Below are 23,119 nucleotides of genomic sequence, written 5' to 3' on the forward strand. Positions count from 1 at the left end.
CGGTCGCGCGTGACAGCTCCCTCGATCAACACGGCCAAACCTGCAACGGGCATCGTCGCTCTCCTGAAGACGGCCTTCATCAACGCGCTGATCGCGCTGGTGCTGTTCTCGCTGATGATCGGCATCCGCACCGAGGCGGGCGCCTCCGGCCAGCTCACCTATTGGACCCGCTTCGGCGACCTCGCCTCCATCGTCGCCGCCGTATTCGGCGGTTCGATCGTGATCGAGCTGCTTCGGCAATGGATCGGCCCGACCGGCGCCGAGAAGCTGGTACCGCCGGCGGTGCAGAGCGGCATATCGTTCATTGGCCGCTACCTCGCGCCGGCGCTCCTGATCTTCACGCTGCTGGTGCCGGTGATCTTCTATAATCAGCGCTACATCCTCGACCTCGCGATCCTTGTGCTCACCTATGTCATGCTGGGCTGGGGATTGAACGTCGTGGTCGGCCTCGCCGGCCTGCTCGATCTCGGCTACGTCGCCTTCTATGCGGTCGGCGCCTATTCCTACGGACTGCTCGCCACCAATTTCGGCTGGTCGTTCTGGATCTGCCTGCCGCTCGCCGGCATCCTTGCCGCCTTCTGGGGCGTCCTGCTCGGCTTCCCCGTGCTGCGCCTGCGCGGCGACTATCTCGCCATCGTGACGCTCGCCTTCGGCGAGATCATCCGCCTCGTCATCATCAACTGGCAGGATCTCACCGGCGGCCCCAACGGCGTCTCCGGCATTCCCCGCCCCACCTTCTTCGGCATCCCGCTCGACAACAGCGACGACGGGCTCGCCGCCAGGCTCGGGATCGAATATTCGCCGACGCACCGCATCGTCTTCCTGTTCTATCTGATCCTGGCGCTGGCGCTGCTCACCAACTGGGCGACGATCCGCCTGCGCCGCCTGCCGATCGGACGCGCGTGGGAAGCCTTGCGCGAGGACGAGGTCGCCTGCCGCGCGCTCGGCATCAACACCACGACCACCAAGCTCACGGCGTTCGCGACGGGGGCGATGTTCGGCGGCTTTGCCGGCGCGTTCTTCGCCACCCGGCAGGGCTTCATCAGCCCGGAATCCTTCACCTTCCAGGAATCGGCGCTGGTGCTCGCCATCGTCGTCCTCGGCGGCATGGGCTCGCAGCTCGGCGTCGCGCTCTCCGCGCTCGCCATGATCGGCGGCTTCGAGCTGTTCCGGGGCCTGGAGGGCTATCGCATGCTGGTGTTCGGCATGGCCATGGTGCTGATCATGATCTGGCGGCCGCGCGGCCTGATCGGCCATCGCGCACCCACCGTGTATCTGACCAAGGCGAAAGCGATCTCCTCCGACCTCGTCAAGGAAGGCCACGGATGAGCGGCGACAAGATTCTCAGCGTCGACCGGCTCGCCATGCGTTTCGGCGGCATCGTCGCCGTGCAGGACCTTTCTTTCGCCGCCGAGCGGAAGAAGATCACCGCGCTGATCGGGCCGAACGGCGCCGGCAAGACCACCGTCTTCAACTGCATCACCGGATTCTACAAGCCGAGCGGCGGCGCCGTTCGCCTCACCCATGACGGCGGCAGGACGATCGCGCTGGAGCGGCTGAACGATTTCCGCATCGCCAAGCAAGCCAAGGTGGCCCGCACCTTCCAGAACATCCGGCTGTTTCCCGGCATGACCGCGCTGGAAAACCTGATGGTGGCGCAGCACAACGCACTGATGCGCGCCTCCGGCTTCACCTTCCTCGGCCTGATCGGCGCCCCCGGCTATCGCGACGCCGAAAAGCGCGCGATTGATCTCGCCACGGACTGGCTCAAGCGAGTCAATCTGCTCGACCGCGCCGACGATGCCGCCGGCAATTTCGCCTATGGCGACCAGCGCCGGCTCGAGATCGCGCGCGCGATGTGCACCGAACCCGCGCTTCTGTGCCTGGACGAGCCCGCCGCCGGCCTCAATGCGCGCGAGAGCGCGGCCTTGAGCGAGCTCCTGCTCTCGATCCGCGACGAGCTCGGGACCTCGATCCTCCTGATCGAGCATGACATGTCGGTGGTGATGGAGATCTCCGACCACATCGTGGTGATGGACCATGGCGTCAAGATCGCCGAAGGCACGCCGCGCGAGGTCCGCGACGATCCCAAGGTGATCGCAGCCTATCTCGGCGCCGACGAGGAAGAGGCGGCAGCCGTGATGGAGGGCGGGTCGTGACCGCGGCACCCTCTCCCCTGCTCGCGATCCGGGGCTTGCGCGCCGCCTACGGCAAGATCGAGGCGCTGAAGGGCGTCGACATCGAGATCAATGCCGGCGAGATCGTGGCGCTGATCGGCGCCAACGGCGCCGGCAAATCGACGCTGATGATGACGATCTTCGGCAAGCCGCGCGCCCGCGCCGGCCAGATCCTGTACGAAGGCCGCGACATCACCGACGTCCCCACCCACGAGATCGCGCATTTGCGCATTGCGCAATCGCCGGAGGGCCGCCGCGTCTTCCCGCGCATGAGCGTGGCGGAAAACCTCCAGATGGGGGCGGATGCCACCGAATGCACCGAGGGCGAACGCGAGGCGACGCTGCAACGCGTCTTCACGCTGTTTCCGCGGCTGAAGGAACGCTACGCCCAGCGCGGCGGAACGCTGTCCGGCGGCGAGCAGCAGATGCTGGCGATCGGCCGCGCCTTGATGAGCCGTCCCCGCCTGCTCCTGCTCGACGAGCCCTCGCTTGGCCTTGCGCCGCTGATCGCGCGCCAGATCTTCGATGCGATCCGCACCCTGAACCGGCAGGACGGCTTGACCGTCCTGATCGTCGAGCAGAACGCCAACCACGCCCTCAAGCTCGCCCATCGCGGCTATGTCATGGTCAATGGCCTGATCACGCTGGCCGGTACCGGCGCCGAATTGTTGCAGCGCCCCGAGATTCGCGCGGCCTACCTGGAAGGCGGCCGGCACGGCTGACCGGCCGGCAGCCCGACCCGCGTGCGGCCCCGTGTGGCGAGATATCTCTGCCGATGCCCGTATTTTGCCGGTGACTTCTCGGTAAATTCATTCGAGAATGGCGCCGGTTTGAACCGGGCACGCCCGGCAACTTCCACAGGCGACCACCCGCGAGGTATCTCATGAAGTCACTGAAGCTCATCGGTCTGGCATTCGGCGCGTCGATCGCGCTTTCGAGCGCGGCGTTCGCGCAGGATGTCACCGTCGCAGTCGCAGGCCCGATGACCGGCGGCGAATCCGCCTTCGGCCGCCAGATGAAGAACGGCGCCGAAATGGCCGTGGCCGATATCAATGCCGCAGGCGGCGTCAACGGCAAGAAGCTCGCGCTTTCCGTCGAGGACGATGCCTGCGACCCGAAGCAGGCGCGCTCGATCGCCGAAAAGATCGCCGGCGCGAAAATCCCGTTCGTGGCCGGGCACTATTGCTCGTCGTCGTCGATCCCGGCTTCCGAAGCCTATGCCGACGGCAACGTGCTGCAGATCACGCCGGCCTCGACCAATCCGCTGTTCACCGAGCGCAAGCTCTGGAACGTGGCGCGCGTCTGCGGTCGTGACGATCAGCAGGGCCTGATCGCGGCGCAGTACATCGCCAAGAACTACAAGGGCAAGAACATCGCGATCCTCAACGACAAGACCACCTACGGCAAGGGTCTTGCCGACGAGACCAAGAAGGCGCTCAACAAGGCCGGCGTCACCGAGAAGATGTACGAGTCCTACAACAAGGGCGACAAGGACTTCAACGCGATCGTCTCGCGCTTGAAGCGTGACAACATCGACCTCGTCTATGTCGGCGGGTACCATCAGGAGAGCGGCCTGATCCTGCGTCAGATGCGCGACCAGGGCCTCAAGACCGTGCTGATGGCCGGCGACGCGCTCGCCGACAAGGAGTACGCCTCCATCACCGGCCCGGCCGGCGAAGGCACGCTGTTCACCTTCGGCCCCGATCCGCGCAACAAGCCGACCGCGAAGAAGATCGTGGAGGCTTTCAAGGCCAAGAATATCGACCCCGAGGGCTACACCCTCTACACCTACGCGGCGATGCAGGTGTGGTCGCAGGCGGCCAAGAAGGCCGGCACCACCGACGCCAAGAAGGTCATGGAGGCGATGAAGGCCGGCAAGTGGGACACCGTGATCGGTCCGATCGAGTATGACGCCAAGGGCGATATCAAGCAGATCGACTACGTCGTCTACAAATGGGACGCGAAGGGCAACTATGCCGAGATCAAGGGCAACGGCACCTAAGCCCGCTTGACGCGCCCTCGGGCCGCCATACGATCGTCACCACGCCCCGGCTCGCCCGGGGCGTTTCTTTTCGCGGGCGGTTCAGACGGCCGCAGGCAGTTCGCCGCTGGCCGCAGCCTGGGCCTTCCGCAGTGCTTGCAGGAGGTCGTTCGGCCGAAACGGCTTTTGCAGGCAGACCACGTTGGCGAGGTGAGGCGCTTGGTCCAGGAAATCGAGCGTCGTCATCCCGGACACCGCAATGATGGGAAGTCCCGGCGCATGCTCGCGCAGGCTCGCGATGACGTCGACGCCGCTGGTGTCACCAAGGAAGATATCGACGATTGCCGCGTCAAAGGAGCCTTCCGCGAAGGTTTTCAGCCCCGCCGCACCGCTGTCGGCCTCGGCAACCTCGTAACGGTTGACCCGAAGCACGATCGCGACCATCGCGCGCACGTCCTTCTGGTCGTCGATGATGAGAATACGAGGCATGGGAACAACCCCCACAGATTGATCCAAATCGTATGATTCAAGCCTGGAACCCGCCGCGGCGGCAGGGCATTATGACACCGCCCAGTAAAGCGCATCTTACCCATCCCTATTCCGCGCTCCCACCAAAATTAAGTAAGCTGTAACCTTCGGTTGAGTCGTCACTGCAACAGTTCACGACACGCGCCCGGAACGGGCTACCGTGGGGACCGTGGAGATCAAGACTGCCGTATCTTGGAACTGCGGAGATGCTCAAAACGGGTCTGCATGAGATGAACGTGCCTGCGATCGACCGAAGCACATTTCTTTCAACGCTGCCGGCCGCACCGGCCGACCGGACCGCGGCACTGTGGATCGTCGGCGTCTCCTCGATCCTGTTCGCCTTGGCCGTTCCGTTCGCAGGTATCCAGCTGTCGCCGGTTCCGGCCTTCGTTGCGAGCTATCAATCCGCCCTGGCGGTGAGCGACATCATCACAGCAGTGCTGTTGCTGTCGCAGTTTTCGGTGCTGCGAACCCGCGCCCTGTTGTGGCTGTCGACCGGCTACCTGTTCACCGCCGCGGCAGCGCTGGTCCATGCCCTCACCTTCCCGGGCCTGTTTGCGCCGACCGGGCTGTTTGGCGCCGGCAGTCAGACCACGGTCTGGCTCTACATGGTCTGGCACGGCGCCTTCCCGCTGTTCGTGCTGGGCTATGCCTGGCTGAAGGAAAAGGACGGCGGCCCCAGGGTCCGGGGCACGACAAGCAACGTGATCTACGCCATCGTGCTCGGCGTCATCGCGGCCATGGCTGCCTTCACCTGGATCGTCACCGCCCAGCACGATCTGTTGCCGGTCCTGCTCCGCGACAGCCGATACACACCGACCATGATCGGGGTCGTGTCTTTTGTTTGGTCGCTGAGCTTCGCCGCGCTCGTTTCACTGTGGTTCAGGCGCCCGCATTCGGTGATCGACATATGGCTCATGGTCGTGATGTGCGCATGGCTGTTCGACATCGCGCTGTCTGCGATCGTCAACGTCGTGCGCTTCGATCTCGGTTTCTACGCCGGCCGTCTCTATGGCCTCTGCGCGTCGAGCTTCGTGCTGGCGGTGTTGCTGATCGAGAACGTTCGCCTTCAGGCCCGGACGGTGGGTCTCGTCGGCAGGCTGCGCGAGCAATCGGCGTCGGATCGCGACTTCTATGGCAAGCGCCTCGCGCTGTATGGCGCCGTCGTCGAATCCTCCAACGACGCCATCATCACCCAGTCGCTCAACGGCGCCATCACCGGCTGGAACCGTGCCGCCGAGCACCTGTTCGGCTATTCCGCAGCAGAGGCCGTCGGCAAGCCGATCGACATCATCGTGCCTGAGGACCGCAAGCCGGAAGTCAGGAGCATTCTCAATCGCATCAGCAGCAACGAGTCGATTGCCCAGCACGAGACCGTCCGTCTCAGGAAGGATGGTCGCGCGCTCGACGTCGTCCTCAACGTCTCGCCACTTCGGGCCGAGAGCGGCGAGATCATCGGCGCCTCCAAGATCGCTCACGACATCACCGAGGAGAAGCAATCCAGGGAAAAGCTTCGCCGCGAGATCGAGGAGCGACAGCGCATCTTCGAGACCTCGCAGGACCTGATCCTGGTCACCGACGGTTTCGGCAATTTCATCCAGGTCAGCCCGAGCGTGAAGGACATCCTCGGCTTCAGCCCGGAAGATCTGATCGGGCACAGCGCCACCGAGTTCATCCACCCCGACGACCTCGATAGAACCCGGGAGGAGATGCGTGCGGCGCGGCGCGGCGCGGTCAAGCGCAGCTTCGAGGCGCGCTACTATCACTACGACGGTCACGAGGTCACGCTGAACTGGATGGGCACCTGGTCCGAGCCGGTGAAGCGTCACTTCTTCATCGGCCGGGATCTCACGGAGAAGCAGGCCGCCGAAGCCCAGTTCCGGCAGGTCCAGAAAATGGATTCCATCGGTCAGTTGACCGGCGGCGTCGCTCACGACTTCAACAACGTGCTGACCGTGATCACCGGCACGATCGGCATCTTGTCGGACGCGGTCGCCGACCGGCCCGAGCTGGCTGCGATCACCAAGCTGATCGACGACGCCGCCGAGCGCGGCGCGCAGCTGACCAAGCATCTGCTAGCCTTCGCCCGCAAGCAGCCGCTCCAGCCACGCGAGATCGACGTCAATGCGCTGGCGCTGGAAGCCGCCAAGCTGTTGCACCCCACCCTCGGCGAGCAGATCACCATCATGCCGCAGCTCACCGAGGATGCATGGCCGGCTCTGGTCGACCCCGGCCAGCTTTCCACGGCGATCCTCAACCTCGCGCTGAACGCGCGTGACGCGATGCCCGATGGCGGCACCCTGGTGCTGGAGACCCGCAACGTCTTCCTCGACGACGGCTATGCCAGCATGAATGCCGACATGGTCGCCGGCAGTTACGTGATGATCGCGGTCAGCGACACCGGCTCGGGAATTCCGCCGGAGTTGATCGACCGGGTGTTCGACCCCTTCTTCACCACCAAGGAGGTTGGCAAGGGCACCGGGCTCGGGCTCAGCATGGTGTTCGGCTTCGTCAAGCAGTCCGGCGGCCACGTCAAGATCTACAGCGAGGAAGGCCACGGCACGAGCGTCAAGATCTACCTGCCGCGCTCGAGCGGCGTGCAGGAGACCGAGATCGAAGTGCTCCAGAACGCGCCCATCACCGGCGGCGACGAGAAGATCCTGATCGTCGAGGACGATGCGCTGGTGCGGCAATATGTGGTGACCCAGGTCAAGAGCCTCGGCTACACCGCGCTCGAGGCCGCCAACGGCGCGGAGGCCCTGACCATCATCGACAACGACAAGACCATCGACCTGCTCTTCACCGACATCATCATGCCGGGCAACATGAACGGTCGCCAGCTTGCCGATGAAGCCGCCCGCCGCCGTCCGGACCTGAAGACATTGTTCACCTCGGGCTACACCGAGAACGCCATCGTCCACCACGGCCGGCTCGATTCCGGCGTGCTGCTGCTGGCAAAGCCCTACCGCAAGTCCGAGCTTGCCAAGATGCTCAGGACGGCACTCGCCAGTTGAGCCTGCGTCCTCTCTGCGCTATCGCAGATCGCGAATTGCACTCAACGATGAGGCCGCCTTGAAAAATCTGCTCACCGATATTGCCGGCGTCCGCGTTGGCCATGCCGAAGATACGAAAGTGGCCTCCGGCACGACCGCGATCATCTTCGACCAGCCGGCGGTCGCGGCGATCGACGTCCGCGGCGGCGGACCCGGCACGCGCGAAGATGCACTGCTCGATCTCGCCAACACCGTCGAGCGCGTCGACGCGATCGCACTGTCCGGCGGTTCCGCGTTTGGCCTCGATACCGGGGGCGGGGTGCAGGCCTGGCTCGCCGAGCAGGGCCGCGGCCACCGGGTTCGGGAAGCACTGATCCCGATCGTGCCGGGCGCGATCCTGTTCGATCTGCTCAATGGGGGCGACAAGGCCTGGGGACGGTTCTCGCCCTATCGCGACCTCGGCTACGCCGCGGCGGCCGCCGCCGGCACCGACTTCGCGATCGGCAGCGTCGGCGCCGGCCTCGGTGCCACCACCGCAACGCTCAAGGGCGGGCTCGGCTCGGCCTCGGCGGTGACGCCCGATGGCGTCAAGGTCGCCGCGATCGTCGCCGTCAACGCGGTGGGAAGCGTCACCGTCGGCAACGGACCTTGGTTCTGGGCGGCGCCGTTCGAGGTGAACGGCGAGTTCGGCGGACGCGGCCTGCCGGACAAATTCACAGACGACATGCTCCGCATGCGCATCAAGGGCGGCCCTGCCGCGAACGCGCGCGAGAACACTACCATTGGCGCGGTCGTCACCGACGCGGTGCTGACCAAGCCCCAGGCCAAGCGGCTCGCGATGATCGCACACACCGGCTTTGCCCGCGCGATCTACCCGGTGCATGCACCGACGGATGGCGACGTGCTGTTTGCGGCCGCCACCGGTGAGAAGCCGATCGATCCGCTGGTCGGGCTCACCGAACTCGGCACCGTCGCGGCCAACGTGGTCGCGCGCGCAATCGCCCGCGGCGTCTATAGCGCAGCCGCGCTACCGTTCCCGGGAGCGCTGCCGGCCTGGATGGACCGGTTCGGCTAGAAACGAAACGGCGGATACGGCGTTGTCCTGGCGGGGCCAAGGTGTACCGCCATGCCGTCGTCCGTGATCCGCTTCTTCCGCTATGCGCCGGACACGCGCGAGCTGAAGGTGACTTTCGTTAGCGGACGCCTTTATGTCTACGAGGATGTTCCGCCCGAGGTCGCCGCGGCGTTCAGGGAAACGCGCTTAAAGGGGGCGTTCTTCAACCACGAGATCCGCGACCGGTACGCCTATCGTGACATCACGCACGAATATGCCGGCTGACTCGGATGCCGCTCACACGCTCATCGACATCGACGAACCGGCAGCCGCCGAAGAGCCTTGCCCGCCTTGCTGCTGCATCAACTGCGCGAACAGATCGTAAGCCGAATTGCGGGGGCTGGAGGCGCCCGGCACCGTCGTCGACATCTTGAAGCCGTCGGCATAGGTGACGGTCGTCGTGGTCGAGCCGTCGGCAGCGGTCGTCGTGGTCGTGGTCGATCCGCCGCTGGGCTTCGACGAGGAATCCGAGCCATCGCCCGCGCCGTCCGCGCCATGCGCATGGTGGCCGTGACGGCCGCTCGTCAGCGCCTTGGTCATTTCGCCGAGGTTGATGCTGTCGTCGGCGTTCGCATCCATCTTCGAGAACACCTCGTCGGCCTTCGCCAGATTGGTGCCACCGGCGCCGAGCGCGTCCTCAAATTCTGATTTTGTGATCTTGCCATCGCCATCCGCGTCGATCCGCGAAAACAGATCTTTCAGTGCAGCTTCCCGACCTTTCGACGTCGAGGACGTCGAGTTCGACGAAGCCGAGCCGTCGGCCGATTGGCTCTGCGCCGCGAACAGCGCGTTCATCGTCTCCGCCGAAATCTGCGGATACCTCCCCGCATTGCCCGACGAGGTCGCGCCGCTGGTCGTGCTGCTGCTGCCGCTATCGATCGCGAACGGATTGGTCGCGCCCTGCGCCGACCCGGCCTTCTGCGTCGACGAGGACGACTTCGAATTCGTCAGCGACTGGATCGCGTCGAGCGCGCTGGACACGGCGCCAAGGGCTAACAGCATTGCACAACTCCAACCGACGCGGCATGCCGCGGCCAATGTTCTGTCGGGTAACGTCAGCAAGCGTCGTGCCAGCGCAAAAAGTTCAATGAAATCCGCCGCCACCGCACCTTCGACGGCCCGGGAACACCGGCAAATCATGCCGGTCGCGGCAGAAATTTCCGCCCACAGGAAGCACGCCTGCCCTGCATTGCCGACCACGGAGGCCCATGTTAGCGAGGCCCAATCTTCTTTCGGCCGCCACGGGAAACCGCGCCATGACCCAAGCCTTCGCCCCCCGCCCCCTGGCAATCGCGCCCTCGATCCTGGCCTCGGACTTCTCCAGGCTCGGCGAGGAGGTGCGCAGCGTCGACGCCGCCGGCGCGGACTGGATCCATCTCGACGTGATGGACGGTCACTTCGTCCCGAACATCTCCTACGGCCCCGATGTCATCAAGGCGATGCGCCCGCACACGAAGAAGGTGTTCGACGCGCACCTGATGATCTCGCCCTGTGACCCCTATCTCGAGGCCTTTGCGAAAGCCGGCTGCGACCACATCACGGTGCATGCGGAGGCCGGTCCGCATTTGCACCGCTCGCTCCAGGCGATCCGCGCGCTCGGCAAGAAGGCCGGCGTCTCGCTCAATCCCGGCACGCCGATCAGCACGCTCGAATATGTCCTCGACCTCGTCGACCTCGTACTGGTGATGTCGGTGAATCCCGGCTTCGGCGGCCAGGCCTTCATCCCTTCCGCGATCGGCAAAATCCGCGACATCCGCGCGATGACGGCCGGACGCCCGATCGACATCGAGGTTGATGGCGGCGTCGGCCCCGAAGTTGCGGGCGCGCTCGCCGCGGCCGGCGCCAACGCCTTCGTCGCCGGTACATCCGTGTTCAAGGGCGGCACGCTGGACTCGTACAAAGCCAACATCGCCGCGATCCGCAACGCAGCACTGGGGGCACGCGGCGAGGCGGTCTGAGACCATCGCTGTCCGAACCGGAGCTGCTGCCGCTGCGACCAACGGGGATGGATGAACTCCGCGCCACTCCGTTTTCTGCCGGCCTGCTTCGTCTTCTCGCCGAGTCCCTTCAGGATGGAGAGCAAGTGGTCTGGCAGGGGCAGCCCGACGGCATCGCCCGCGCGGCAATGTGGCGATTTCTCTGGTGTATCGGATTTCCCTGGTTGTTGCTGACCGTCATCGCCGTCAGGAACGATTGGATCGACCAAGCGACCCAACCTCTCGCGATGCTTGGAGTTGGGATTGTTGCAGCTCCGTTCGTGATGCTGCTGCAAGAACTGCAGACGCTTTATGTGATCACCGACCACCGCGCGCTGATCGTGCGCACGGCCTGGAGCAGACGCAGCGTGACGGCTACTTCGTTCGACGCCATGGATGCAGTGTTCGAAATCCTCGACATCGGCGGCGGCGTCGGCCACCTCAACTTTGCGTCAGGGCGCTCGACCCGTTCGCCCGATACCGACTACACCGGGCGCTATGGGTTTCGCTGCGTTCGAGACGCACGGCGCATCCGGGATATCCTCGATCATGCGCGCACCGGCAAAGTAAGCCGGTCGCACCTGGAAAGAATTGCGGCTTCTACGGGTAAAGCTTAAAATTGTAGCCTTCGTCCGTACTCATCCGGACTTCACTGATTCGTGCAAATCACTGCAAGTGATTCCTGCCTGTTTTCGCGGGAGCACATCATGACGACGACCCTGGTTTGGACTGGCGTGGCGTTGTGGATTGGTTTCAGTGCGTTTGTCGTGCTCGGTCCGTCGGCCGGCCCGGTCGAGGCTCCGGCCCGTTCGGCCCGCAACATCCGTCGCGCCCGCGACAGGGGCTGACGTCCATGCAGATCGCACTCGTGAAGCGCCAGCCGAAGCGCAGGTGCCGGATCCCGTGCCGCCCGCATCCGGGCCTCGACTATTTCTTCGGCCGCCTCGAGCGAGCCGATGGCGGGCTAGACGACGATGCCGGGTTCGACTGTTCGGACCTCGATCATTCGTTTCCTTCGCGGCGCCGACACTGAGACACTCTTTTCCGGACCACCTCCCATGAAACCGCACTGCCCGAACTGCCTCAAGGAAATGACCAAGGCATCCGCGTCGCGTAACCTGTTCAATTGCGAGCCCTGCCGCGAGATCATCCAATATTTCGGCGGCAGTCCGGATCACGGCGAGCCCGGCCCGCAATTCTGTTGGCCGATCCGCCGCAAGCGCACCGTTCACTCCGTCCACGCGGCCTGATCCAGCCTCAAGTCGACAGGCGGCCTATCCCGGCACTTCGCCGGCATTGGGCTCGCCGGCGTCCCCAGCCATCCGCGGCGGCCGCACCACGGTGACGGTGCAGGCCGCTTCCGAAGCCACCTTGGCCGAGACGCTGCCGAGCAGCGTGCGCCTGAACGAGCTCTGCCGCGCGCCGATGATGACGTGGTCGACCTGGTTGACCTCGGCGAACTCCAGGATCGCGGCGGCGGGATCGACCGCCTCCAGCACATGAGCCGACAGCCGGCTCTCATCCAGCTTGAGCGGCGTCGCCCAATGCCTGAGCGCGACCAGGCGGTCGATATGCTTGTTGGACCCCTGCTCGTCCAGGGTACGGTCGATCGCGATCCGGTTCAGCTTGAGCACGTTGACGCAGGCAAGCCGTGCTGACGGCAAGGTGGCAAGGATGCGCTCGGTAGTCACGCGCAGCGCCTCGTTCAGCTCCGGTGCGCCTTCCACGGTGTCGAGCGCGACGGCGAGGATGGGGCTCGATGCGATCTGGGCGGCGACATCCGATTTCGCGCGCGGCGCCATGACACCCTGGTTGAAGCGGCGACGCCATGCGACGCCGATTGGGTCGCGTTTCACCCGCTCCGAGCGCGCGGTGAGCTTGACCTGGTCCGGATGGACGAGATCGAAGGCGAGTTGGGATGCCGTCGGATAGCGCCATACCGGCTCGATCTCGAGACACCGCAACACTATTTCCTGAAGCCAGAGCGGGTAGTCGGTGCGCAAGCTTCGCGGCGGATACGGATCGCGCCACAGCCGGCGCCGCATCGCGCCCATCGTCTCGCCCTCGCCGAACGGCCGCTCGCCAGTCGTGAAGAAATAGAGCAGCGCGCCAAGCGAAAACAGATCACTGCGCGGATCGTCGCGCACCCCTGACAGCCGCTCGGGCGCCATGTAGGGCGCGGTGCCGTAAGGCAGGCGGAATTCCTCCTGCAGAAGATCCGGCAGGTGGTTGTGATGCGACAGGCCGTAGTCGATCAGCACCGCCTCGCCGGTTTCGCGGAACATGATGCTGCTCGGCTTGATGTCGTGATGGATCACGTTCTGGCGGTGGAGATCGGCAAGCGCGGTTGCGATCTTGGCGACGAGCTGCCGCGCTTCGTCGTAGGGCAACGGCAGGTCAGGCAGCCGCTTGTAGAGCGTGGTGCCGTCGATGCGCTCGATCACGACATAGGCCTGGTGCGCGAAATCGCCGGTGCCGAAACAGGCCGGGACGTGCGGACCCGCCAGCCGCGGCAGGATCATCATCTCCATCTCGAAGGAGACGATCGCGGCAGGATCCTCGCCCTCCGACACCCGCGGGATCTTCATCAGCAAGGGTACATCGATGCCGGGATGGGTGACCGTCCACAACGTCGCCATGCCGCCGGCATGAACGCATTCACCGATGGTGTAACCATCGATCAACGCACCGGATTTGACCAGGGGCTTCGGCATCGGCCTCTAGCGCCCCTGCGAGAGCCGATCGGCGAGCCAGTGCGGCAGGCCGTTGTCGCGAATCCTGTCCGCCGCGGTCCCGATGTCATAGGGCGCGCGGCAGTAGGTGATCTGGCACGTCTCGGTGTCGAACAAGACGAAGGCTGCCGACGGATCGCCGTCGCGGGGCTGGCCGACCGAGCCGAGCACGGCGAGCCATTGCCGGCCGCGCAGAAGCTGCACCGGAACGTCGGTCTTCGGCACGAAGCTCGTCATCTTGGCCGTCACCGACATCGAATAGAGCGCGGGACGATGGATGTGGCCGCAGAACGTGACATGAGCGGGCGTTGCAATCAGGCTCTTGGCGGCGTCCACCGTCGAGCGGACATAGTGCCAGCGCTGGGGGTTGGAGGCTTCCGAATGCACGAAGAGACGATCGCTATCCTCCACCAGCATCGGCAGTTCGGTCAGGAACCGCCGCTGCGCGGTATCAAGCCGGCCGCGGGTCCATTCGATCGCGATTTGCGCCTCGGCGTTCATGGTCTCCGTCGAGGAATTGACCGCCTGGTCGTGATTGCCGCGGACGGCGATCGCACCCTGGGCAACGAGCTCCTTCGCGGTATCCACCACCCATTCCGGATCGGCGCCATAGCCGACGAAATCGCCAAGCAGGACGAACCGCTCCGCGCCCCTCGCGCGGGCAGCCTTCAGGCAGGCCTCGAAGGCCTGTCTGTTGCCATGGATATCCGAAAAGACCGCTAGGAGCACGCACCCTCCACCCTCCAATTCTTATTGAAGGCCGGTAAGGCCAAATTGAGGGAGGTCAAAACCATGCGCCAGCGCCGCGCCGTTTACCAGCGCAGCCTTGCGGTGATGATCCTGCGGCGATGACGAAGGGCCTATTGCTCGTCCTTTGGCGGCATCCGGGGCGGCGGTATCGGCGTGAACACGGCGCCTTGCGCGCCGGCCGGCGGGGCAAGGAATTCGCCGGTCGAGGAATCGCCGCCGGTGGTCTCCAAAATGGTCTTCGGCGTCACATATTCCCGGACCATATCGATGAGGCTGCCATCGCCGCCGCCGAAATCGGCGGCGCGGCCGCCTTGCGGATGTCCCAGAGCGATCTCGTTCTCCGCGGCATGGGTCTTGTCGGCGAGCCTGTCGTCGTAGGGGACGCGGAAGGCGCGCGGAATGCCGCTCGGGCGATTGTCCTCGTCCAGCTGCTCGACCCACAGATAGATCGAGCCGGGGTCACCCTGAAGCGAATGCGGCTCGACGATGCGGGACTTCAGCAGCTTGAACGTCGTCGGCAGCCGGTCGGTGCTGGCCCAACCGAGCAGGCCGCGCATCTCGCTGAAGCTGACGATGTAGAACGCGCTGGTGACCACCACCGCGACCGCCTTGAACGACCAGTGCAGCCGCCCATAGACCAGCACGATCAGCAGCAGCGCACCGATCACGGCATAGGCAACCGACAGCGTGAGGATGACCGTTTGCAGATTAGTCACGGCGTATCCTCTTGGCGTTACTGCTCACCCCGGTCCCCGGGTCGAGATCGGCCCCGTTGCGCCAGCTGCTGCGGAACGTCTCCAGCAGCGATTTCGGCCGCTGGTCCACATTGACGACCTTGCCTTCGGCGTCGATCCGGAACCGCACCGCGGTCTTTTCGTCGCCGGTGTGATCGAGCGTGAACTTGTTGTCGAAGACCACCTGCGCGGTCGGATTGAGCTTCTGCACCTTCACATTGGCCGTAACGGGCTCACCTGTCGTCGCCACGAAATGCGAGACGTTGACGGTGTATTCGCCGGCGAGGATGCCGCGCACGGTGACGATCTCCTCGCGGATGGGCGAGGCGATCTTCTTGCCAGCGACGATGATGAAGTCGTTGGCCCCGCCGCGGTCGTCGCGATCGAGCGTCAGGAAGCCGGCCTCACGATGGCGGTACCAGGCGATATTGCCGGCGGGATCCTGCACGAACAGGTCGAGATCGTCGGGGTGGCTGTCCGGCCAGTCCAGCGTGATCATGAACTCCGCCTTGGAATCGATCTTGCCCTCCTTGGCATCCGGGGAGACCGCGAGCAGCGCAAGAAAGAACAGGAACGCGATCACCTGGAGCGCCTTGAACAGCATCACGCCCAGCGGATCGAACGGCTCCTCGCGCGGATAGAGACCGAAATCATCCATCATGACGGGATCCCGGCACCCTTGATCCCAGACCCCTTTTCAGACCCCTTGCGCTCCAGCACCGGCGTCACATAGGTCTCGGTCAGCACCACCGCATCCGAGAACACCCGCTGGGTCGCGGCATCCAGCATGTAGTATTGGATACGGACCAGGATCGAGCCGACGAGGCCGGCGAGCGTCGTGTACATCGCGACCGCCATGCCGTCGCTCATCAGCCCCATCGAGGAGCGCATCGCGACCTTGTCGGCGGCATCCAGCCCCGCGATCGGCGCCAGCATGATGATGAAGCCGACGATGGTGCCGAGCAGGCCGAGCTTCATCAGCGTATCCGAGACGAAGGCGCCGAACCCATTGGAGCCGCGCAGCCGGTCCGCGAGCGTCCGCAGCAGCAGCGTCTGGTCGACCGGGCGGTAGCCCTGCGCGGCCGCTTTCGTCACCAGGCTCTGGATGTGGTCGCGCACCAGGCCGCGCGGCAGCGCCGCCGCGCTCGCATCGAGCACCTTGCCACCGTCAGGCGCGGCGAGCGCCTCGCGGCAGCGCCGCGCCGCTGCGCCTTCACGCGCGATCGCCCGCGTGCGCAGGAAGCAGTGGCCGCAGGTCAGGACATAGAGCACCGCGATGACGCTCGAAATGTAGGTCCGGTCCGAGGTCAGCATCAGATGGATCAGGCCGAACCGCCACAGCAGCACGACGGCGAAGATCGAGAGCCCCGTGAAGATCATCCAGAACAGGAGCGCGCTGCGCTCGGATGGGTCGGTCCCGGTTCCCGCGATCGGTCCAATCGTGATCGAACTCATGCTGCACTGCTCCCGGCCCGCAACGATTGGCCTGCAAAGATTTCCGGTCGATTAGATCAAAGCCGCCGTATCAGGTCCAAAGACCCATGCCCAATCCGGCTTGGGAAATTTGCCCGAGCAGCAGTCCCGCCACACCCCGCAATTGGCAAGGCGCGGCGGCGTTGTTAGGCTGAGCTTATCAAACGTCGGGGATGATCGCATGCGCCTCGTGCTTCAGCTTGTCGCCCGTCTGCTGCTTATCGTGGCCCTGTGCCTTGGCGCGGCAACCATATGGGCCACATTCGACGCCTATCGCAGCGTCGACCGGTCCACTGCGGCCTCGGCGCAGCGGGTCGCGCAGGCGCTTCAGGCGCTGTATTGGCGCGAGCTTTTGTTGCGCAGCAGCAGAGCGCGCGAGCATCTCCTGCCCGTTCCGGACTGGCGCACCCTGGAGACCATGAAGCTGATCTCGCCCGGAGTCTGCGTCGAGTTCCAGCCAGCCGCGGCATTCGAGAAGCCGCTCTGCGGCCAGAGCGAAGGGCTGGGCAAGATCCCGCCGCGCTGGTTCGCCGCGATCGTGCCGACCTTCCTCGGCAGCCACGCCGAGGTGGTTCGGCCCGTCAGTCCACGCGCCGCGACCGCCGGCACCGTGGTCGCGACGCCGGATGCCGCGGCCGCCATCTCGCTCGCCTGGGAATACGTCCTCAACGTGATCGACGTCGCGCTACTGATGGCGGCGGCGATCGCGCTGCTGGCTTCGCTGGCGATCGCGCATGCGCTAGCACCGGCGCGCACGATCGTGACCGCCCTGCAGCGCATGGCGCGCGGGCAGTATCGCACCAAACTGCCGCGCTTCCGCTCCATGGAGCTGGCGATGATCGGCAGCGCCGTCGACGAGCTCGGCGGCCGGCTGGAGGAAGCTACCGAGCAGCGCGCCGCGCTGACGCGGCGCCTGATCGAGATCCGGGACGACGAGCGCCGCGCCCTCGCCCGCGAGCTGCACGACGAGTTCGGACAGAATCTTTCCGCCATTCTCGCCTTCGCCAACACGATCGAAACGGCGAGCACGAAAGACAACCGGGATAATGGCATCGCGCAGGATGCGCGCATGATCTCGCAGGCGACCCATCATCTGATGGCATCGCTCCGCGATGCGCTGAAGCGTCTGCGCAATCCCCTGCCCGAGGAGCTCGGGCTCGAGGCAAGCCTCGTCAACCTCGTCGACAGCTGGCGCTCGCAGAGCGCGGCGCGGCCGACGATCCAGCTCGATCTCAGGGGTGACCTCACTGACATCAGCGGCCCGGCCGCCACCACGGCCTATCGCGTGGCACAGGAATGCCTGACCAACGCGCTGCGTCACGGTGCGGCGCACGAGATCTCTTTGCGCATCGAACGCCGGGCCGGCGAGGACGACGCGCTGCTGATCCGCGTCGAGGACGACGGCGGCGGTGATGCGGAGCGCGTCTCGCAATCGGCCGGCTTCGGCCTGACCGGCATCCGCGAGCGCGTCACGGCGGCCGGCGGATCGCTCTCGATCCTGCCTGCCCGCGGCGGCCTCAGTGTCGCCGCCACTATCCCGCTGGCCGCGTGAGGGCGGAATGAGCGAGGTTGCAGCAACAGGCATCTCCGTGCTGCTCGTAGACGACCACCCGATCGTCCGCCAAGGCTATCGGCGCGTGCTGGAAAGCCAGGGCGACCTGCATGTCGTGGCGGAGGCCGACAACGCCGCGGACGCCTACGGCGCATTCAAGGCGCATGATCCCGAGGTCGTCTTGCTCGACATCTCGATGCCCGGCGCGAGCGGGCTGGAGGCGATCCGCAACATCCGCGCGCGCAGTCCGCGGGCGCGGATCCTCGTCTTCACCATGCACAACGAGGCCGTGCTGGTAAAAGCCGCCTTCAGCGCGGGAGCCAGCGGCTTCGTTACCAAGAGCAGCGAGCCGTCCGCCGTCGTCACCGCGATCCGCGCTGTCGCGCGCGGCGAGCGGGCCATGAGCGACGATATCGCGCACATCCTCGCCGAGGACAGCCTGTCGGCGGGCTCAGCGCTGGATCAGCTGGGCGAACGCGAGATCGAGATCCTGCGTCAATTTGCCGGCGGCGCCACCACCGAGCAGATCGCGACGCATCTCAATCTCAGTGTGAAGACAGTGCAGAACTACCACTATTTGATCAAGACCAAGACCGGCGCGCGCACCGACGCGCAGCTGGTGCGGCTCGCCGCGACCTGCGGGCTGACGAAGATCTAGCAGCGGGGCTGCCGCTTTCCCCACGTCACTTGAAGACTTCGAATCTGCCGGGCCCGATGGAACGGAGGCCATCCGGCTCCGGTTAGGAGTAGAGTGGAGGAATCGCCATGAGTAAGGCTCATCACAAGGCAGTCGACCATCCCCCGATCATCACCGTAGGCGAGCTCATCGATGAACTTTGCCGCCTGCCCGATACGGCCGTCGTCCACTTCCGCTGCCCCATGCTCGAGCAGGAGCTGACATTCTACCGCCTTCGAAAGCGGTCAAAGGATGCCGTCGAAATCGCGGTCAATGCATATCCGGAGAGCCCGCCAGTCGTACCGGCGACCAACGGCGGTGCGTTTCAGCCGCGCAGGCACGCAACGGCCGCGCCCCCCGTTCGGGAGAGTGCGCTTCTTCACAAGGCAAGAGGGTGAGATAGGCTTCCGGGTCTAGGCCGCCTTCAGGCCGCGCAGCACCAGCGCGAGCGTCGCGTCGACACGCGCCGGCAGATCAGCGTCCTTCCATTCGTCGGCATGCGCCGGATGGTGGAAGCGGACGGTGGCATCGAAGATCGCGCGCGCGGTGGTCTTGACGTCGCCGATGGCGAATGCGCCCTGCTTCACGCCGTCCGTCAGGATCGCCGAGATCTGGTCGATCATGGTGTCCTTGTGACATTTGACGGCCGCGCAGGCCTCGCGCGCCAGCGTCAGATAGGTCTCGAACATCTCGGGGTCGTCGAGCACACGCGAACGCTTGGCGGCGAACAGCGTGCGCAGCCAGCGCTCGAGCCGCGCCGGCGCCGGGCCCTGCTCCGCGGCGATCTGGCGGAGCGGCGCGTCGATGCGGTCCAGCCAGCGTTTGGCGACGGCCTCGCGCAGCGAGGCCTTGCTCGGGAAATGGCGATAGACGCTGCCGTGGCTCACATCGAGCGCACGGGCAACGTCGACCACGGTGGCCTTGGCAAGTCCGTAACGCCGCAAGACGTCCTCGGTCACTTCGAGGATCCGCTCCGGCGTCAAGACAACGGCTTCATTCATGCCAGCACCATGTTCCCGTTGGGCTCAGTTATCCGGCGATGGAGCTGCTTCCGAAGCGCCCATGCCGGCCGTTTCGGAAAGCTCTCGCCTTAATGAGGCAGTTTTGCAGCCTGCGCCGCGATCTGGCGCGCCACCAGCAAATTGAGCCAATGCCCAATCGCGCCGGTGAGGTTGATGATTTCGGTTGTCATTCTCTTAAGTCTCCATTCGTCCGCGGTCCCCGCTCTTCAATCCGCCCTCCGATCCGAGCTTGGCTCGGATGTCGGGCTCCCCGGGGCTTGTCGCGGGACGCCCAATCGGAGCGTCCGAGAACGGATATACACGTCCCGATGACAGATTTCAATATCTGTCAGTCAATGATCCGTGATTGACAGTTAATATTTGCGGCTGGGGTCGCCAACCCCCTGCCTCCGGTCCGGTGGATAGCTCGGCGATCCCCCTCTCCCGGGGCCCAGACCGTTTGTTTCGCCCTGCCTGCTCTGTTAAATCACGGCGTAAAAAGCATTTTGGCCGGCGCCGCCCCTCGGGATCGCCCGCCCACCTTCCTGGAGCCGTCAGATGATCCCCCGCTATACCCGCCCGGAAATGGCCTCGATCTGGGAGCCGCAGACCCGGTTCAAGATCTGGTTCGAGATCGAGGCGCATGCGGCGGACGCCCTCGCCGAGCTCGGCACCATCCCGAAGGAGGCCGCCAAAACCGTCTGGGCCAAGGCCAAGGACGCCACCTTCGACGTCGCCCGCATCGACGAGATCGAGCGCGAGACCAAGCACGATGTCATCGCCTTCCTCACTCACCTCGCCGAGATCGTCGGCCCCGAGGCGCGCTTCGTTCACCAGGGCATGACCTCGTCCGACGTGCTCGATACCTGCCTCAACGTCCAGCTCACCCGCGCCGCCGACCTGCTGCTCGCCGACCTCGACAAGGTGCTGGCCGCGCTCAAGAAGCGCGCCTTCGAGCACAAGATGACGCCGACCATCGGCCGCAGCCACGGCATCCATGCCGAGCCCGTCACCTTCGGCCTCAAGCTCGCTTATGCCTATGCCGAATTCTCGCGCGCCAAGGAGCGCCTGATCGCGGCGCGCAAGGAGGTCGCGACCTGCGCCATATCAGGCGCCGTCGGCACCTTCGCGCAGATCGATCCGCGCGTCGAAGAGCACGTTGCGAAAGCCATGGGCCTCGTCCCCGAGCCGATCTCGACCCAGGTGATCCCGCGCGACCGCCATGCGATGTATTTCTCGACGCTCGGCGTGATCGCCTCCTCGGTCGAGCGCATCGCGGTAGAGATCCGCCACATGCAGCGCACCGAAGTGCTGGAGGCCGAAGAGTTCTTCTCGGAAGGACAAAAGGGCTCCTCCGCGATGCCGCACAAGCGCAACCCGGTGCTGTCGGAAAACCTCACCGGCCTCTCCCGTATGGTGCGCGCCTATGTGACGCCTGCGCTGGAGAACGTCGTGCTCTGGCACGAGCGCGACATCTCGCACTCCTCGGCCGAGCGCATGATGGGCCCGGATGCCACCGTGACGCTCGACTTCGCACTGGTGCGCCTCGCCGGCCTGATCGACAAGCTCCTGGTCTATCCCGCCAACATGCAGAAGAACCTCGACCGCCTCGGCGGCCTCGTGCATTCGCAGCGCGTGCTCCTGGCGCTCACGCAGAAGGGCGCGAGCCGCGAGGACGCCTACAAGCTCGTGCAGCGCAACGCGATGCCGGTCTGGCGCGGTGAAGGCGATTTCCTTCAGCTGCTGAAGAAGGACACCGAGGTGAAGAAGTATCTCTCGGACGCCGAGATCGAGGAGCAGTTCGACCTCGGCTATCACCTCAAGCACGTCGACACGATCTTCAAGCGCGTGTTCGGCGAAAGCTGACACCTTGTAGGGCGGATTAGCGTAGCGTAATCCGCCTTCCGTCCCGGCATCGCGGCGGGTTACGCTACGCTAACCCGCCCTACGAAGAAAAAACGGATCCCACCCCATGCCCATCGTCAACCGCGTTGCCGCCCTCTCCGACGAAATGGCCGCCTGGCGCCATGACTTCCACGAGAACCCCGAATTGCTCTACGAGGTCCACCGCACCGCCGGCATCGTCGCCGAGAAGTTGCGCGAATTCGGCTGCGACGAAGTGGTGACGGGTATCGGGCGCACCGGCGTTGTCGGGGTGATCCGCGGCTGCAAATCCGCCTCCGGCAAGACCATTGGGCTCCGCGCCGACATGGATGCGCTGCCGATCATGGAGACGTCGGGCGTGCCTTATGCGTCGAAGGTCCCCGGCAAGATGCACGCTTGTGGCCATGACGGCCACACCGCGATGCTGCTGGGCGCCGCCAAATATCTCGCCGAGACGCGCAATTTCGACGGCACGGCGATCATGATCTTCCAGCCCGCCGAGGAAGGCGGCGGGGGCGGCAAGGCCATGGTCGAGGACGGGCTGATGACGCGCTGGAACATCCAGGAGGTCTACGGCATGCACAACATGCCGGGCCTGCCCGAAGGCCATTTCGCGACCACCCCCGGCGCGATGCTGGCCTCCTCCGACAACATCCAGATCACCGTTCACGGCAAGGGCGGCCACGCCGGCGCGGGCCCGCACAAATCCGTCGACAGCGTGCTGATCGGCTCGCAGATCGTCAACGCGCTGCAATCGATCGTGGCTCGCAACGTCGATCCGCTGAAGTCGGCCGTCATCTCGATCACGCAGTTCCACTCCGGCACCGCCTTCAACATCATCCCGGAGGTCGCCGAGCTCGGCGGTACCGTGCGCACGCTCGATCCCGAGGTGCGTGATCTCGTCGAGCGCCGCATCGGCGAAGTCGCCGATAGCGTCGCCCGCGCCTATGGCGGTTCGGCCGAGACCAAATACAGCCGGATGTATCCGGTGACGATGAACCATGCGCGCGAGGCCGGCCTTGCCGCGGACGTTGCCCGCGACATCGTCGGCGCCGATCGCGTCAACGACAAGTTCATCCCGATGATGGGCGCCGAGGATTTCTCGTTCATGCTGGAGGCGCGTCCCGGCGCGATGGTGCTGGTCGGCATGGGCGACGGCAACGAGTGCCATCACCCGGCCTATGTCTTCAACGACAACATTTTGGGCCACGGCGCCTCGTTCTGGGCGCGCCTGGTCGAGACACGGATGCCGGCGGGGTAGAAGGTCTGTAGGGTGGGTTTTAGCCCCGTGGATGCGCAAGCGCATCGACTAGGCGTAACCCACCACTTCTGTTTCCGCGGATATGGCCAGGGTGGGTTACGCCTTCGGCTAACCCACCCTGCCCACTCTCATCCCTGATATTGCAGCACATGCATGCCGGCGTTCCAGTCGGAGACGAACATCAGCCCGTCGGGCCTGACATAAGCGTCACAGGTCTTGGCCGCGAGCGCGACGTTCGGGCGAGGGTCGATCAGCTTTTTCGGTGTCGGCGGCACCAGTACGCGATC

Annotated in this window: 24 protein-coding genes; 15 read left to right on the forward strand and 9 right to left on the reverse strand. The window is 65.2% G+C overall.

The annotated features are described in order from the left end of the window. Positions 1-9 precede the first annotated feature (9 nt). From livM to GGD65_RS07165, 4 genes are all read left to right on the forward strand, one after another. Positions 10-1,329 carry a high-affinity branched-chain amino acid ABC transporter permease LivM gene (gene livM, locus GGD65_RS07150; protein ID WP_179734204.1) on the forward strand — a complete coding sequence of 440 codons (1,320 nt, stop codon included), beginning with the start codon at positions 10-12 and terminating at the stop codon, positions 1,327-1,329. Next, positions 1,326-2,159 (forward strand): ABC transporter ATP-binding protein, encoded by an 834-nt coding sequence (locus tag GGD65_RS07155; protein WP_183234745.1) that lies wholly within the window; start codon positions 1,326-1,328, stop codon positions 2,157-2,159. The genes livM and GGD65_RS07155 overlap by 4 nt, the downstream gene beginning before the upstream one ends. Continuing rightward, positions 2,156-2,899: an ABC transporter ATP-binding protein gene (locus tag GGD65_RS07160; protein ID WP_183234746.1), complete on the forward strand. Its 744-nt coding sequence runs from the start codon at positions 2,156-2,158 to the stop codon at positions 2,897-2,899. Before GGD65_RS07155 ends, GGD65_RS07160 begins: the two co-directional genes overlap by 4 nt. A 161-nt stretch (positions 2,900-3,060) precedes the next feature. Then, on the forward strand, positions 3,061-4,179 hold the full coding sequence (locus GGD65_RS07165) for a branched-chain amino acid ABC transporter substrate-binding protein (RefSeq protein ID WP_018316540.1): 1,119 nt from the start codon (positions 3,061-3,063) through the stop codon (positions 4,177-4,179). A gap of 81 nt (positions 4,180-4,260) precedes the next feature. Here the strand turns inward: GGD65_RS07165 and GGD65_RS07170 are convergent, their stop codons facing one another. After that, on the reverse strand, positions 4,261-4,647 hold the full coding sequence (locus GGD65_RS07170) for a response regulator (RefSeq protein WP_179734200.1): 387 nt from the start codon (positions 4,645-4,647) through the stop codon (positions 4,261-4,263). 245 nt (positions 4,648-4,892) lie between these two features. On the opposite strand from GGD65_RS07170, the gene GGD65_RS07175 reads away from it, so the two are divergent. From GGD65_RS07175 to GGD65_RS07185, 3 genes are read left to right on the forward strand one after another with little or no spacing between them, the layout of a single operon-like run. Beyond that, on the forward strand, positions 4,893-7,700 hold the full coding sequence (locus GGD65_RS07175) for a PAS domain S-box protein (protein ID WP_183234747.1): 2,808 nt from the start codon (positions 4,893-4,895) through the stop codon (positions 7,698-7,700). Between the two features lie 58 nt (positions 7,701-7,758). Further along, complete coding sequence (locus GGD65_RS07180; RefSeq protein ID WP_179734198.1) at positions 7,759-8,754, forward strand: P1 family peptidase; 996 nt, start codon at positions 7,759-7,761, stop codon at positions 8,752-8,754. Positions 8,755-8,805: 51 nt separating this feature from the next. Then, positions 8,806-9,018, forward strand: a complete 213-nt coding sequence (locus GGD65_RS07185) for a KTSC domain-containing protein (protein ID WP_092259112.1) — start codon at positions 8,806-8,808, stop codon at positions 9,016-9,018. Between the two features lie 12 nt (positions 9,019-9,030). Here GGD65_RS07185 and GGD65_RS07190 read toward each other — a convergent pair whose 3' ends face one another. Beyond that, a complete protein-coding gene (locus tag GGD65_RS07190) occupies positions 9,031-9,795 on the reverse strand; it encodes an EF-hand domain-containing protein (protein ID WP_183234748.1) in 765 nt (254 codons plus the stop codon). A 254-nt stretch (positions 9,796-10,049) separates the two neighbouring features. Between GGD65_RS07190 and rpe the strand changes: the two genes are divergently transcribed. From rpe to GGD65_RS07210, 4 genes are all read left to right on the forward strand, one after another. Next, positions 10,050-10,751, forward strand: coding sequence for a ribulose-phosphate 3-epimerase (gene rpe / locus GGD65_RS07195; RefSeq protein WP_018316546.1), 702 nt, complete (start codon positions 10,050-10,052; stop codon positions 10,749-10,751). 47 nt (positions 10,752-10,798) lie between these two features. Further along, the gene (locus GGD65_RS07200; RefSeq protein WP_183234749.1) at positions 10,799-11,386 is read left to right on the forward strand and encodes a hypothetical protein; all 588 of its coding nucleotides are present in this window, start codon (positions 10,799-10,801) and stop codon (positions 11,384-11,386) included. Between the two features lie 90 nt (positions 11,387-11,476). Then, positions 11,477-11,617 carry a hypothetical protein gene (locus GGD65_RS07205; RefSeq protein ID WP_177237224.1) on the forward strand — a complete coding sequence of 47 codons (141 nt, stop codon included), beginning with the start codon at positions 11,477-11,479 and terminating at the stop codon, positions 11,615-11,617. Between the two features lie 210 nt (positions 11,618-11,827). After that, positions 11,828-12,019, forward strand: a complete 192-nt coding sequence (locus tag GGD65_RS07210; protein WP_018316550.1) for a hypothetical protein — start codon at positions 11,828-11,830, stop codon at positions 12,017-12,019. A 24-nt stretch (positions 12,020-12,043) separates the two neighbouring features. On the opposite strand, the gene GGD65_RS07215 is transcribed toward GGD65_RS07210, so the two are convergent. The 5 genes from GGD65_RS07215 to GGD65_RS07235 all read right to left on the reverse strand — a co-directional run bounded on the left by GGD65_RS07215 (position 12,044) and on the right by GGD65_RS07235 (position 16,440). After that, positions 12,044-13,483, reverse strand: a complete 1,440-nt coding sequence (locus GGD65_RS07215) for a bifunctional serine/threonine-protein kinase/universal stress protein (RefSeq protein ID WP_183234750.1) — start codon at positions 13,481-13,483, stop codon at positions 12,044-12,046. 6 nt (positions 13,484-13,489) lie between these two features. Then, positions 13,490-14,230: a metallophosphoesterase gene (locus GGD65_RS07220; RefSeq protein WP_183234751.1), complete on the reverse strand. Its 741-nt coding sequence runs from the start codon at positions 14,228-14,230 to the stop codon at positions 13,490-13,492. 131 nt (positions 14,231-14,361) lie between these two features. Further along, a complete protein-coding gene (locus GGD65_RS07225) occupies positions 14,362-14,967 on the reverse strand; it encodes a hypothetical protein (RefSeq protein WP_018316553.1) in 606 nt (201 codons plus the stop codon). Further along, positions 14,960-15,646 carry a hypothetical protein gene (locus GGD65_RS07230; protein ID WP_183234752.1) on the reverse strand — a complete coding sequence of 229 codons (687 nt, stop codon included), beginning with the start codon at positions 15,644-15,646 and terminating at the stop codon, positions 14,960-14,962. Before GGD65_RS07230 ends, GGD65_RS07225 begins: the two co-directional genes overlap by 8 nt. Next, positions 15,643-16,440 carry a MotA/TolQ/ExbB proton channel family protein gene (locus GGD65_RS07235; RefSeq protein ID WP_179734190.1) on the reverse strand — a complete coding sequence of 266 codons (798 nt, stop codon included), beginning with the start codon at positions 16,438-16,440 and terminating at the stop codon, positions 15,643-15,645. The genes GGD65_RS07230 and GGD65_RS07235 overlap by 4 nt, the downstream gene beginning before the upstream one ends. Before the next feature lie 199 nt (positions 16,441-16,639). Here GGD65_RS07235 and GGD65_RS07240 point away from each other — a divergent pair, with 199 nt between their 5' ends. Together GGD65_RS07240 and GGD65_RS07245 are read left to right on the forward strand one after the other, a co-directional pair. Then, entirely contained in the window at positions 16,640-18,010 is a 1,371-nt protein-coding gene (locus GGD65_RS07240) for a sensor histidine kinase (protein WP_183234753.1), read from the forward strand. Between the two features lie 7 nt (positions 18,011-18,017). Then, complete coding sequence (locus tag GGD65_RS07245; RefSeq protein WP_183234754.1) at positions 18,018-18,668, forward strand: response regulator transcription factor; 651 nt, start codon at positions 18,018-18,020, stop codon at positions 18,666-18,668. A 431-nt stretch (positions 18,669-19,099) separates the two neighbouring features. Here GGD65_RS07245 and GGD65_RS07250 read toward each other — a convergent pair whose 3' ends face one another. Beyond that, positions 19,100-19,687 carry a TetR family transcriptional regulator gene (locus tag GGD65_RS07250; protein ID WP_018316559.1) on the reverse strand — a complete coding sequence of 196 codons (588 nt, stop codon included), beginning with the start codon at positions 19,685-19,687 and terminating at the stop codon, positions 19,100-19,102. Positions 19,688-20,245: 558 nt separating this feature from the next. Between GGD65_RS07250 and purB the strand changes: the two genes are divergently transcribed. Then, a complete protein-coding gene (purB, locus tag GGD65_RS07255) occupies positions 20,246-21,553 on the forward strand; it encodes an adenylosuccinate lyase (RefSeq protein ID WP_018316561.1) in 1,308 nt (435 codons plus the stop codon). A gap of 106 nt (positions 21,554-21,659) precedes the next feature. Further along, positions 21,660-22,832 carry a M20 aminoacylase family protein gene (locus tag GGD65_RS07260; protein ID WP_183234755.1) on the forward strand — a complete coding sequence of 391 codons (1,173 nt, stop codon included), beginning with the start codon at positions 21,660-21,662 and terminating at the stop codon, positions 22,830-22,832. Positions 22,833-22,960: 128 nt separating this feature from the next. Here GGD65_RS07260 and GGD65_RS07265 read toward each other — a convergent pair whose 3' ends face one another. Next, entirely contained in the window at positions 22,961-23,107 is a 147-nt protein-coding gene (locus tag GGD65_RS07265; protein ID WP_018316563.1) for a hypothetical protein, read from the reverse strand. Positions 23,108-23,119: the final 12 nt, after the last annotated feature.

Origin of the sequence: Bradyrhizobium sp. CIR18 (genome assembly GCF_014198295.1) — a bacterium.
Classification (GTDB): domain Bacteria; phylum Pseudomonadota; class Alphaproteobacteria; order Rhizobiales; family Xanthobacteraceae; genus Bradyrhizobium.